Annotated in this window: 11 protein-coding genes and 1 pseudogene; 3 read left to right on the plus strand and 9 right to left on the minus strand. The window is 66.0% G+C overall.

The genetic code is table 11. The features are described 5' to 3' along the window. Positions 1–6: 6 nt before the first annotated feature. The gene (locus GGR03_RS13260; RefSeq protein ID WP_183208761.1) at positions 7–915 is read left to right on the plus strand and encodes an SDR family NAD(P)-dependent oxidoreductase; all 909 of its coding nucleotides are present in this window, start codon (positions 7–9) and stop codon (positions 913–915) included. Positions 916–999: 84 nt separating this feature from the next. Here the strand turns inward: GGR03_RS13260 and GGR03_RS13265 are convergent, their stop codons facing one another. After that, positions 1,000–1,938, minus strand: coding sequence for a 3-hydroxyacyl-CoA dehydrogenase NAD-binding domain-containing protein (locus tag GGR03_RS13265; RefSeq protein WP_246367941.1), 939 nt, complete (start codon positions 1,936–1,938; stop codon positions 1,000–1,002). Between the two features lie 272 nt (positions 1,939–2,210). Here GGR03_RS13265 and GGR03_RS13270 point away from each other — a divergent pair. Then, positions 2,211–2,489, plus strand: a pseudogene (locus GGR03_RS13270) (ThuA domain-containing protein); the annotation flags it as partial. Between the two features lie 33 nt (positions 2,490–2,522). On the opposite strand, the gene GGR03_RS13275 reads toward GGR03_RS13270, so the two are convergent. Further along, a complete protein-coding gene (locus tag GGR03_RS13275; protein ID WP_183208768.1) occupies positions 2,523–3,308 on the minus strand; it encodes an SDR family oxidoreductase in 786 nt (261 codons plus the stop codon). Continuing rightward, positions 3,308–3,631, minus strand: coding sequence for a nuclear transport factor 2 family protein (locus GGR03_RS13280; protein WP_183208770.1), 324 nt, complete (start codon positions 3,629–3,631; stop codon positions 3,308–3,310). The genes GGR03_RS13275 and GGR03_RS13280 overlap by 1 nt, the downstream gene beginning before the upstream one ends. Positions 3,632–3,686: 55 nt before the next feature. On the opposite strand from GGR03_RS13280, the gene GGR03_RS13285 reads away from it, so the two are divergent. After that, positions 3,687–4,070 carry a winged helix-turn-helix transcriptional regulator gene (locus tag GGR03_RS13285; RefSeq protein ID WP_183208772.1) on the plus strand — a complete coding sequence of 128 codons (384 nt, stop codon included), beginning with the start codon at positions 3,687–3,689 and terminating at the stop codon, positions 4,068–4,070. Between the two features lie 6 nt (positions 4,071–4,076). Here the strand turns inward: GGR03_RS13285 and GGR03_RS13290 are convergent, their stop codons facing one another. From GGR03_RS13290 to GGR03_RS13315, 6 genes are all read right to left on the minus strand, one after another. Next, positions 4,077–4,700, minus strand: coding sequence for a phosphatase PAP2 family protein (locus GGR03_RS13290; protein WP_183208774.1), 624 nt, complete (start codon positions 4,698–4,700; stop codon positions 4,077–4,079). 3 nt (positions 4,701–4,703) lie between these two features. Continuing rightward, positions 4,704–5,816: an FAD-dependent monooxygenase gene (locus GGR03_RS13295; protein ID WP_183208776.1), complete on the minus strand. Its 1,113-nt coding sequence runs from the start codon at positions 5,814–5,816 to the stop codon at positions 4,704–4,706. 229 nt (positions 5,817–6,045) lie between these two features. Beyond that, positions 6,046–6,270, minus strand: a complete 225-nt coding sequence (locus tag GGR03_RS24080) for a DoxX family protein (protein ID WP_183209242.1) — start codon at positions 6,268–6,270, stop codon at positions 6,046–6,048. 268 nt (positions 6,271–6,538) lie between these two features. After that, positions 6,539–7,264, minus strand: coding sequence for a response regulator (locus GGR03_RS13305; protein WP_183208778.1), 726 nt, complete (start codon positions 7,262–7,264; stop codon positions 6,539–6,541). Between the two features lie 71 nt (positions 7,265–7,335). After that, positions 7,336–9,834, minus strand: a complete 2,499-nt coding sequence (locus GGR03_RS13310) for a two-component system VirA-like sensor kinase (RefSeq protein WP_183208780.1) — start codon at positions 9,832–9,834, stop codon at positions 7,336–7,338. Beyond that, a complete protein-coding gene (locus GGR03_RS13315) occupies positions 9,831–11,141 on the minus strand; it encodes a cytochrome-c peroxidase (protein WP_183208782.1) in 1,311 nt (436 codons plus the stop codon). The genes GGR03_RS13310 and GGR03_RS13315 overlap by 4 nt, the downstream gene beginning before the upstream one ends. Between the last annotated feature and the right edge of the window lie 644 nt (positions 11,142–11,785).

Below are 11,785 nucleotides of genomic sequence, written 5' to 3' on the forward strand. Positions count from 1 at the left end.
ACGAACATGACGAGCGAATTCGACGGACGCGTGGCCCTCGTGACGGGGGCCGGGACCGGCCTCGGCCGGTGCCATGCGCTGGCGCTGGCCCGCGCCGGCGCCCGCGTGGTGGTCAACGACATCGCCGGCCCGGACGGTACGGCCGGCGTCGCGGCACTGGCGGTGGTGGCGGAGATTGAGGCGCTGGGCGGCGAAGCGGTGGCGGAACCGGCTGACGTTTCTTACTTCGCCGATGTCGAGGCGATGGTGGCGCGCGTCGCGGAGCGCTGGGGCCGCATCGACATCCTCGTCAACAACGCCGGCATCCTGCGCGACCGCACCTTCGCCAAGATGGACATGGCGGATTTCGAGACGGTCGTGGCGGTGCATCTCACCGGCTCGGCCCATTGCTGCCGCGCGGTGTGGGCGCTGATGCGCGAGCAGGGCTACGGGCGCATCGTGCTGACCACCTCCAGCTCCGGCCTCTACGGCAATTTCGGCCAGGCCAACTACGCCGCCGCCAAAGCGGGGATGATCGGCCTGATGACGACGCTGCAGCAGGAGGGGGCGAAATACGACATCCGCGTCAACTGCCTCTCCCCCATCGCCGCCACCGGCATGACCGAGGGCCTGCTCGCCCCGGCCGACGCCGCCCAGCTGACGCCGGAATCCGTGTCACCGGCCGTCGTCTTCATGGCTTCCGAAGCCGCACCCCGGAAGACGATCATCGGCGCCGGAGCGGGGGTCTTCTCGGTGGTGCACGTCGTCGAGTCCGAGGGCATCTATTTGCCGCCCGAGGCCCGAAGCCCGGCGGACTTCGCCAAGGCCTTCGCCCGGATGTCGGACCTCTCGACCGCGCGCCCGATCGATACCGGCTTCGACCAGGCCAAGCGGTTCACCGCGACGGCGAACCGCACCCGCTCGGTCCCCGCCTGAGCGCCAAGCATCTCTGGGCCGCGGATCTTCACCGACGAGTTGAACCTTGCCGGTGCTTAAAAGCCACTACCCGCGTGAGAGCAGTCAGCCTTTCGCTCCGGTGTCCCGGGCAGCCAGTACCCGTCTCAGGCGCCTGTCGCGATCTTCCGCTACCGCGCGAACCGAACGGCCGGCATAGGACCGCTCGACCGCCTCGGTGACCCGCGCCTGCAGGGCAGCATCCGGCACGGGATTGCCCAACTCGCTCCAGAGCTTTTCCTGCATCGGCGCGAACATGTCCCAGAAGCCTTCCATGCCCCTGTCGCCCCCGGCGAGGCGATAGGTCAGGAGCGGACCCATCAACGCCCATCGCGGCCCGGGTCCCTCGCTGACCGCCCGGTCGATGTCCTCCGCCGTCGCGACGCCGCTCTCCAGCAGGTGGACCGCCTCGCGGAAGATCGCGGCCTGAAGCCGGTTGGCTATGTGCCCGTAGATTTCCTTCTGCAGCCGGACCGGGACCTTGCCCAGGCTCGTGTAGAAGCGCTCCGCCGTTGCCAGGGCAGCGTCGGCGGTCTGCGCGCCGCCTGCCAGCTCGACCAGCGGCACCAGATGCGGCGGGTTGAAGGGATGGCCGAGCACGACGCGTTCGGGGTGGGCGCAGGCGCTCTGCATATCGGTGACCGAAATCGCCGAGGAACTCGATGCGATGACCACTTGGTCCGGCGCTGCGGCGTCGATGCGGCGCATCAGTTCGATCTTGGCGTCCTGCCGCTCGACGGCGTTCTCCTGAACGAAGTCGGCGCCTTTGCACGCCGCCTCCAGTTCGGGCGAGAAGCGCAAGGTCCCGCGCCGGGCGTTCTGCAGCACGGGATCCGGAAGCGAAGGCCAGAAACGTTCGACGGCTTCATGCAATTCGGCTTCGGCGCCCTCGCGAATGTCGGTCGCGACCACGTCCAGCCCGTGCGCCAGGAACAGGCATGTCCAGCTGGCCCCGATGGTCCCGGTGCCGACCACCGTGACCGTTTCGATCGCTTTCTGTTCCAAGGACTTCCCCACGGATGCGCCGGCGATCGCGCAGCGACCTCTGCCTGCGTCGCGGCCCGCCGGCCGATGCATGGGTTGGTACCACGCGGAACGACGACATCGAAGCCTTCGAGGAGAGCGCCGACCGGTTGTCGCGCCATTCAGTCGGCGTTGGCGGCGCCGCGAGGCGGTGACCGGTTGTCTGGTTGAAAAGATGGATCTTGTCGCGTTGCAGCCGGAAGCCATTTTCTCGCCCGGAGACCGGATCGGCTAATCTACCGTGTCGAGGTGACCGGCCGGACGATGCGATCATGAGCGGGATCGAGAGCTTCGACTACCGTTGCGAGCAGTATTTCATGCATGTCGACCCTGCGATCGAGGTTCTGGCGAAGAAGCACTTTCCCGGCGATCACGCCGAGTGGATCGACGGCGTCGTCATGCCGGTCGTCTGGAAGACCCGCTTCGGCGAGGGTCGGGTCTTCTATTCCTCGCTCGGCCATGTCGTCTCGGAATTTGCCGTGCCGCAGATGAAGGAGATCCTGCGCCGCGGCCTTGTCTGGGCAGCGGCCTGACTGCAGCGGCGTGTCCTGGTGCCCGGGCGCGCATCAGACCGTCGGCACCGTTCCTCCATCGATCACGTATTCCGTTCCGCTGATGGCGGCAGCTCTCGGCGAAACGAGAAAGGCCACGAGATCCGCGACCTCCTGCGGCTTGGCGGGACGACCGAGCGGAATGCCGCCGAGACCGTCCATGATGATGCGCTTGCCACCCTCGTAATCGGTACCCGCCTGCTCCGCGAGGCGCTTGGCGAGGCGAACGGCCGCCTCGGTCTCCACCCAACCCGGGGAGACGCGAACGACGCGAACGCCCTTCGGCGTGATCTCCTTCGAAAGGGCCTTGCTGTAAGTGGCGAGAGCACCTTTGGCGGCAGCATAGGCGATCGTGGACTCCGGCAGGGGCAGCTCGTGCTGGATCGAGGTGACGTGGATCACGACGCCGGATCCGCGCTGAACCATTCCCGGCACCAGCGCCCTGTCGATGCGCACGGCCGCCATCAGGTTCTGGTTGATCTCGTTCATCCAGATCTCGTCGTCCAGGGCCGCGAAGCCGCCGCCCGGGGCGCTCGATCCGCCCAGCACGTTGACGAGAATGTCGACACCCCCCAGCTCCGATTCGGCGAAGCGCGCGAGCTCGGCGCAGCCCTTGGCCGACATCAGGTCGGCCGGGACGAACCGCACCGCGTCAGGCAGGCTGTCCGGCCTCGCGCGGGCCCCGGTCACGACGCGGGCTCCGGCATCGACGAGCGCGGCAACAACGGCTCCGCCCACGCCCTTCGTGCCGCCCGTGACGACGGCACGCCGGCCTGCCAGGTCGATCCAGCCGGCGCCCATTACCCGATCTCCAGTGCCGCGATGCGGCCGTCGCGAACGGTGAAGCGATGGGTGAGCGTCAGCGGGCTTCCGGGAAAGGATCCCGTGACCTCTGCCGGGACGACGAGAACACCGTCCTCGTCCTTGAGGGACAAGGGCCGAGCCGTGAACGGCGTGCGCGCCATCGTGTCAACGCGCCAGTCGCGGATCGCCGGAATACCCTGATGTTGCTTGGCCTCGTCCCGGACGACCGCATCGTCCGTGAACACCGTGCTCAGTTCTGCGATAGAAGCATTCGCGTCCAGATCGAAGTAAAGGGCGAGTGGGTCAGGCATGGTCAGCATGTCGTCTCCGTGCGCTGCTGTTGCGTTCCCAACGATATCTATCTAGCCTCTGGGAATGGCAAGTACGCACGAAAAAGTAGGGTACGCACCCGAAGGTAAGCCCCCTGAACATACGCCGTTCACCGCCGCATCAGGCGTCGAGAGCGTCGTGCGGATGCTGGAGGGGCGCTGGAAGCTCGTCATCCTCTTCCATCTCTTCGGCGGCAAGCTCCTGCGCTTCTCTGATCTGGAACGGGCGATCCCCGCCATCTCGCAAAAGATGCTGATCCAGCAACTCCGCCAGATGGAATCTGACGGCATCGTCACCCGCCTCGTGCACCATCAGGTGCCACCGAAGGTCGAGTACGGGCTCACGGCGTGGGGCCAGTCGCTCTGTCCGGCGCTCGACGCGCTCTTGCAGTGGGCGGAAGCCAGGCCCGCGGATCCGGACGCGCCATGAGACGCTTCAGCTGTGGCGGCCGTGGAGGCGGCGTTGCCGCCTGGCAAGGCCTAGCCGCGTCACGATAACTGCCGTAGCGCCCAACGCCCAACCGGCCATGACGTCGCTCGGCCAATGATCTCCGGCCACGACGCGCGCCAGACAGGCCGCGGCTCCGGCAAGGACGAGCGGCACGCGCAGGCGCGGAAATGACATCGCCAGGCTGAGAGCGACTGCGGCGATGCAGGCTGCCTGCGCCGACGGCAGAGCGGCGAAGCGGTCGTCGAAGGCGAGCGGCTCGAAGCGCCACGGATCGGCGCCGATAGTAGAAGGTCGGATGCGGCCGATCAGGTGCTTGAGAAGCCCCGCGGCACCGAACGATGCTGCGGCGGAGACGAGGACCAGCGTCGCAACTCGGCCGGAAGACGGGCTCGGTGCCATCGGTTGGACAATGGCGGGCCTCGCTAGCGCCATCAGCCCCGCCACGACAGCGACGGCAACGCCGAGAGAGGCGAGCGTGATCGAGAATGCGGCAGCGCCGCTGGCGAGCCGGACCGACCAGGTCGCCACCCATTCAGCCAAAGGCTCGTCGACCCAGATCATGACCGGGATGATCATCAGGACGAGGGCGATCAGGCTGCGGCGCTGCATGGATCAGGCCTCCGCCAGCAGCGGCGTATAGCTGCGCCGGTAAAGCGAGCCACCGGCATACCGGAGCAGGCCGCCGCTGATCGCCAAAGGCAGCCGGCGAAGGCGGTCGCGGGCTTCGGACTGTTTCTGGACCCAGGACACGCGCGGATTTCGCCGTGCCGCATAGCCCTCCAGCGCGGCGCCGAGATCATCCGTCGCGGTGATCGCGTCGGCCAGCAGGACCGCGTCCTCGAAGGCCATCCCGGCACCCTCGGCCATGCTGGGAGACGTCGCATGGGCCGCATCGCCGATCAACACGACACGGCCGCTGAAGTCCGCCTTCGGCCGCACCGTCTCGATCCGGCTGAAATGCAGCGGCGTCGCGGGCAGCAGCTGCTCGAGCAGCGGCCCAAGCGGCGCGGCGAAGTCGGCGAAGATCGCCTGCAGCTCCGCGCCGGTCGCAAGCTCTCGCGGATCGTTCGCCGCCTGCGTGATGTCGATGTAGACATAGAGCGTCGACCGGTCGATCGGTTCCGCCAGCATTGTCCGCCCTTTGGCGACCATCACCGTCCAGGCATCGATGCCCGGAACATTGGCGGCGAAGAACCGCCAGCATCCGTTGCCGGTATAGGTCGGCGGAGCGGGATCGATTGCCATCTGCCGGACCCGGGAATTGAGACCATCCGCACCTACGACGAGGTCGTAGGTTTCGGTGCTGTCATCGTCGAACGTCACGAGGCAGCCTTCCGCGACCTGCCGAAGCTTCGCGATGGTCCGGCCGGTGCGGATGGGCAATTCGGCGACGGATTCCCGCAGGATCGCGTGCATCACCGCACGGGGCATCCCGAGGCAGGGTCCGCAATCTGCCCAGAACGCCTCGGAATCGATCGTACTGAGGTACGTGCCCCGATAGTCATAGAAGTCCTGCCGCCGGATCGGCACGGCCGAGTGTGTGGCCTTGGACAACAGACCGAGGTCGGCCAGGGCACGGGACGCGTTGCCGGGCAGGAACAGCCCGAAGCCCGGCGTGTTCCAGTCGGGCCGCCGCTCGATGATGTCGGCATGTATGCCCCTGTTCAGGAGCGCGCGCGCCAGGGAAAGCCCGGCCAGCCCGGCGCCGACGATGAGTATTTTCACGATGATGGTCCTCGTTTGTGCCGGTTTCGGCTGCGAACGTCCACGCGCGCCGTCAGATCGCGCGCGTTCGGGAGGGTTTCTGCGGAGGCAGGCGGCACGGCTTCGGGACGCGGCGTCGCCACCGGTCGCGGAGCGCTCCGGTGACCGCCACGACGAAAGGCGATGCTGGCGATCTTCTATCGTGGGCCAGCGGTCTGCCGCGCCGGGAAGCTCAGCCGGGATAGTCTTTTCAGGACAGCGCGAGGCAGATCAATTGCGGCGGGGAGCCGACCTGCCCGACCCGGAAAAGCGCGATGATCGCGCCGCCGAAGAAGCCTGTGGCCAGGATCGCGCCGAGCGACGCCGATCGCGGGAAGCGTCCAATGATCAGCAACGCGGCGCAGGCCAATGTCGCGATCGCGATGCGCGGCCCGGCCTCGTCCGGGAAGCCCCCATGCGTCGACGCCTCGACGATTCATGGGCCGCGGAGCGATCTGTAGCGATCCATCCAGGAACAGCAGCAAAGCGATGATCGTCACGATCAGACGTCCAGACGTGGCGGTGCGCATACGAGCGGCTCTTCCAGTCGGTAGTGGGAATTCCCGCTGCTGGGCAACGCCTGCGCGGGGTGATCGGAAGTCGACGTAGCTGGCGCCTGTTTGCTGGATGTTTCAGCGCCCGCGCACTCCGTTACATCGGCAATCCTTTGCCCACATCGCGAATGCGCGTCTTGCCGGCCTCGGCTACCGGACGGTCTCCACTTCGGCGGTCAGCATGTATCCGACTCCGCGTTCGGTCTTGATGAACCTTGGATTGCTGGGGTCGGCCTCCAGCTTGCGCCTCAGCCGCAGGATCAGCACGTCGATGCTGCGGTCGAACACTTCCTCGTCGTGCATGCGCGTCGCCGCGATCAGCTGCTCGCGGGTCAGGATCTGCTGCGGCGCGCGCAGGAAGGCGGTCAGCAGGTTGAACTCCCCCGCCGTCAGCTTCACCAGCGTCTGGTCCGGGGACGTCAGCCGGCGCATCCGGACGCTGAGCTCGAACCCCGCAAAACGATAGCGGATCCGCTGCTGGAAATCCCGCGAACGCCCGTCGTTGCGTTCCGAGCGTCGCAGCACCGCTCTCGCCCGGGCCATCAGCTCCCGCAGGCTGAAAGGCTTGGTGACGTAGTCGTCCGCCCCCAGTTCGAGTGCGACCACCCGGTCCGGCTCGTCCCTTCGCTGCCCCGTGATGATGATCACCGGCACCTGGCTGTCGGCCGAAATGCTGCGCATCAGATCGAGCCCGTTCTCCTTCGACAGTTGCAGGTCGAGGATGATCAGGTCGGCCGGGCGCGCATTGAGCACGCGTTTCAATGATGGCCCGTCAGGAGCCGTGCTGACCTCGTAGCCGTGATTGTTGAAGTAGGTGCCGATCAGGTCCCGCATGGCGGGATCGTCATCGACGACCAGAATGTGTCTGCCGATCATGGGTCTCGACCTTTCTTGGACACAGGGTTGGGCGGCCTGATGCACGTGCCGTCGGTTGATGAAGGGTGATGTCAGCTGGCAGCCGGCGCGGGAATCTGCCGGGCAAGCGCGAGCGCCAGTGTCTCCATTCGCAGCGGCTTCTCGAGGCGCTCTTCGAGGCGATCCGGCCCTCCCTCCCGGCCGGAGCCGCGTTCGGCAAGGATGAGAATCGGCAGGTCCTGGCGCATTTCACGCAGACGCCTTCGAAGGCTCTGCGGGCCGGATCCGACGAGTTTTTCGTCCAGCAACGCAAGATCGAAGCGATCGAGACTTTCGCCCACGGCGTTCAATGCCGCTTCCTTTTGCTCGAAACCGACCGCCTCGTAGCCCAGATTCGCCAGCATTTCCTCCAGCAGCATGCGTCGTTGCTCGGCCGGATCGACGACCAGGATGGTCTGGCCGGATCCCCGCGGCACCTCCTGGCTCAGGGCCGCGGCATCCTGGTCCTCGACCGGCAAGACGTCGCCGCGCGGGAAATAGGCCTCGATCGTCGTCCCCTTGCCCGTGGCGCTGTTCACGTTCAGCGCGCCCTTATGGGCCGTAACGATGCCATGAACGGCGGAGAGCCCGAGCCCCGTGCCCTCTCCGACCGTCTTGGTGGTAAAGAACGGCTCGAACATCCGCCTGAGGGTCTGGGAGTTCATTCCATGACCGCAGTCGCTGACGGCGAGCCGGACATAGCGACCGGCGGGCAATCGGCCGTGCGAAAGGTCGCGGCCGCGTTTCAAGGCGATCTCGTCGAGGACCACCTCGACGACACCGGCCCGGTCCATCGCATGCACCGCGTTGACGCAGAGATTGACGACAACCTGCTGCAGTTCCGCCGGGTCGCCCATGATGACGCCTTCGTCCTCTTCGAACCGGGTGATTATCTCGAGCGTATCGGGGAAGGAGGCGCGGACGAGATCGAGCGCCTCGCTCACGGCGGGCGCCATCCGCATGGGACGATACTGCCTCTCCCGGCGCCGGCTGAATGCGAGGATCTGGTCGGTGATGTTCTGGGCCCGCATCCCGGCGCGCACGATCTGCTGGACCTGCCGATGGGTGGGGCTGCCGGCATCCAGATCGGTCAGGGCGAGCTCCCCGTATCCGAGGATCGCGCCCAGCATGTTGTTGTATTCATGCGCGATTCCGCCGGCCAGCGTGCCCAGGGACTCCAGCCTCTGGGCCTCTGACAGACGCGTCTGCAGGGTCTCGCGCTCGCGATCGCTGTGCGCACGCTGCAGCGCGTTGGTGAAGATCTCGGCGGCGGTGCGCAGCAGCGCGACTTCGTCGGCCGGCCATTTCCGCTCCTTCGAACGCGTCGCGAAGCTCAGATAACCGAACTGCTGCTCGCCGTTGCGGACCGGCAGGACCAGCCAGGAGCGGTAGCCCAGTCGCGACAGGCGATGTCGGACGGAGCCGATGGGAAGCGCGGAGATTCGGGGCACTTCGACCCCGCCGTGAGGCTCGCGCTTGCCCTGCCAGTCTTCGGCTATGGCCAGCAGCGAGGACGAAACGACGTCGTCGGGTTCCCTCTCTCCACGGGCGGAACCCTCGGGCGCCGCTTCATCCTGCTTGCGCAGGAGCCGGGCTTCCTCGATCCCCGCGAACCCGACCAGCGTCGACAGGCCCGCCTTGATCTCCTGGCAGAGATCATCGAGCTTGAGATCGATGAATCCCGTTGAGACGGTGGCGATCGCGGCCTCAAGGGCCAGGCGATCCCGCAGCACCGACGCGTTCTGCTGAAGCCGCAGGAAGAGGTACGTCACATAGGCCGCCAGCACCACGGCGGCCGAGTAGAGGATGAGCCGAAACAGCGCGGCGCGTTCCGAAGCCTCCGCGTAGAGATCAAGATACCGAGCCTGATAGCGCTGGACGAGGTTGGCGATGGGGATGCGCTGAAGATCGGCCGTGATCTCGTCCACGACGGGAAGCGCGCTCGCCAGGACTCGACCGTGAATGGTGAGCGTGCGGGTGATCGGCCCCTGCAACTCGGCGGCGAACGGAAACAGGAGCCGGTTCAGCGCCAGGTTCAACCTGGTCCGGTTATCGTCGCTCGGCTCGCGCGTGAAGCGCGAGACCGATCCTGCCACACCGGTCAATCTTATATGCGCCTCGCCGTTGTCCGCCGGGAGATCTCCCTTCAGGGTCTCCAGTGCATCGTTGAAGATGATCTGCGAATTCTGCATGATCGCGTTCCGGGACTTGAACCGCTCGACCAGTTCGCCGGCAAGGCCGGTCGCCGAGATGAGCTCGAGGGCAACCTGCTCGAGCTGCGTATCCGCCGCGAACGCATGTCGGGGAAGCCTGATGACCGACTGCTGCATCGTCGCCAGGTTGCGGACCAGCGGGTCGTAGTTCTGCAGGATCGCGCTTCTCGCCTGGATCACGTCGCGCTGGAGCGAGGCGTTGCTCATGTCGATCGACCGAAGGACCTCCAATGTCTGCTGATGCTCGGCGTCGTCGGGATTCATGCTGAGCCGGAGAAGGATGGTCAGTATGACCAGCATTCCCGTCGTAGCAGCAAGAAACAGCGGGAACTTGGTCAATAGCGTTTGTCCTGGGCCGCGGGCCGCACACCCATGTCGGTCCTGCCGCTCAGCGTCGCCAGAAATTTCACGATCAGATCCACGCTGGCTCTCGGCAGGCGCCGCCCGAGTTGGCTTGCTGCCATCTCGTCGACCGCGTCATGGAGGGAAGCTGACCTGCCGTCGTGAAAATACGGCGCCGTCAGGGCGACGTTGCGAAGGCTGGGGACCCGGAAGAGGTAGCGGTCTTCGGGCCTCTCCGTGATGGTATAGCGGCCGAGGTCCGCCCTCCGTGACGCCTGGCTCTCGTGCTGCCTCTCCTGCGCGAAGCGAGGGGAGAACACCGGGAAGCGTTGCATGAGATTGCCGCCGATATTCTCGCCCTGATGGCAGGACACGCAGCCGAACGCCTTGAACAGCACGTATCCCTGCTCCTCTTCCGCCGTGATGGCCGCCGCGTCGCCCCGCAGATAGCGATCGAAGCGACTGTCCGGGGTCGTCAGCGAGCGCTGGAACGCCCCGAGCGCATCAAGGACGCCGCGTCGCGTCGGACGCTCGCCAAGAACCTGTTGGAAGCGTTCGACGTAATCCGGATTGTCGCCAAGCGTCCGAAGGATCCGGGGCCAGGTGGCTCCCATGACGTTGGGATCCAGGAGAATGGCCTCGTTCTGCTCTTCCAGTGTCGTAAAGTTGCCCCGCCAGTTGAAGCGATAGTTCTTAGCGGCATTGAAAATGCTCGGGACGTTGAAAAGAAGTTCCTCTCCGTCGATCCCGATCGCTCTGCGCTTGCCGTCTTCCCCACCACCGTCGAGCTTGTGACAGGTCGCGCAGGAGCGACCCGCACCGCCGGACAGGTCCTGATCCGTGAACAGCAGGCCACCAAGTTCCACCAGTCCCGCATCGAGGCCAGTGACGGACAGCAAGGGGGTGATGGGCTCCGGGAGACCCGTCTGCGGCCCGGAAGCCGCTCCGCTCCAGCGATCATAGGGCGCCGGGAACTGCCGCTCGATGGCGTAGGCGAGGATTGGAAGCGGCGCGACCGCCGCGCAGACGACGGCGAGGATCGCCAGACGGGACCGCGGCGCGGACAGGCCGCGCTTCTGCTTCAGCCCCGGCGATGAAGCGCCCCGCCGTATCCGCGACGTCATGCGCCCGCCGAACCGGATGAAATAGCCGCTACTCTTGTACAACGTCGTTCGCTTCAAGCAGATTGTCCGGGACCTTGCGCTCGATGACGTAGGGAGCTCCCCAGAATGCACGAGGCCCTGATGCACCGCAACATTTCGTGAACGAGCCGAAGCAGCAGTAAACCGAACTGCAACCGGCATGATTTCGGGCGTATTTCATGTCGAACGCTCTGCGTTTCAGATGTAGCTGCTATGGGCGTTTCCGATGGTGGCTTGTCGCGGGGGTGTTGCGCCATGCTCGCAAGTGCCTGTCGATTGCGCCGGCCCCCAATGGACGCCGTCCCCGGGGCCAATCGACTTTGCGACGATTGGCGAAAACTTGCGCCGGGCAGCGTCTACAACGCGCCCCGCTGCAGGCCGAATTCGCCCATTACAATTGTAGGCGCCCATTCGCGATCTGAAACAGGCAAGCAACTCTTCCGGACCAGAACCTGCCTCGTATCAAAACCTGCTTTATTTTGGCACCAATTCCAGCAGGAAAATGAGGTAGTATACATGAGATTTCTTCCCGTACTCGCCGTATTTCGCAGTCTTGCAGGATCAATACAGCTTGCAGGCGCCGTCGAGATCCCTGGATCGGATGCTAGCCGCCGGGCCAAGGACGAAGCCGCACGCCGGTCGACCGCGCTCGGGATCCAGGGTGGTCCGCTGCTAGGCGGCAGCTCGGCTACGATGTCGGGCTACACATCCGTTTCGCCCTCGACCGGTGGCGCCAGCTCAAGCGGCGTCCCGAGCCGCAGGCCGGCGGCGCCACGCCTGCAGCACCAACCGTCGAGCACGGCGCC

It is taken from the genome of Aurantimonas endophytica (assembly GCF_014196845.1).
Taxonomy (GTDB): domain Bacteria; phylum Pseudomonadota; class Alphaproteobacteria; order Rhizobiales; family Rhizobiaceae; genus Aurantimonas; species Aurantimonas endophytica.

Bases quoted from the DNA above. Each gene is read 5' to 3' on its own strand.
- GGR03_RS13290 (WP_183208774.1), bottom strand. From the start codon at position 4,700: ATGCAGCGCCGCAGCCTGATCGCCCTCGTCCTGATGATCATCCCGGTC.
- GGR03_RS13275 (WP_183208768.1), bottom strand. From the start codon at position 3,308: ATGGGCGCCGGCTGGATCGACCTGGCAGGCCGGCGTGCCGTCGTCACG.
- GGR03_RS13280 (WP_183208770.1), bottom strand. From the start codon at position 3,631: ATGCTGACCATGCCTGACCCACTCGCCCTTTACTTCGATCTGGACGCG.
- GGR03_RS13315 (WP_183208782.1), bottom strand. From the start codon at position 11,141: ATGCCGGTTGCAGTTCGGTTTACTGCTGCTTCGGCTCGTTCACGAAAT.
- GGR03_RS13285 (WP_183208772.1), top strand. From the start codon at position 3,687: ATGGCAAGTACGCACGAAAAAGTAGGGTACGCACCCGAAGGTAAGCCC.
- GGR03_RS13305 (WP_183208778.1), bottom strand. From the start codon at position 7,264: ATGATCGGCAGACACATTCTGGTCGTCGATGACGATCCCGCCATGCGG.
- GGR03_RS13260 (WP_183208761.1), top strand. From the start codon at position 7: ATGACGAGCGAATTCGACGGACGCGTGGCCCTCGTGACGGGGGCCGGG.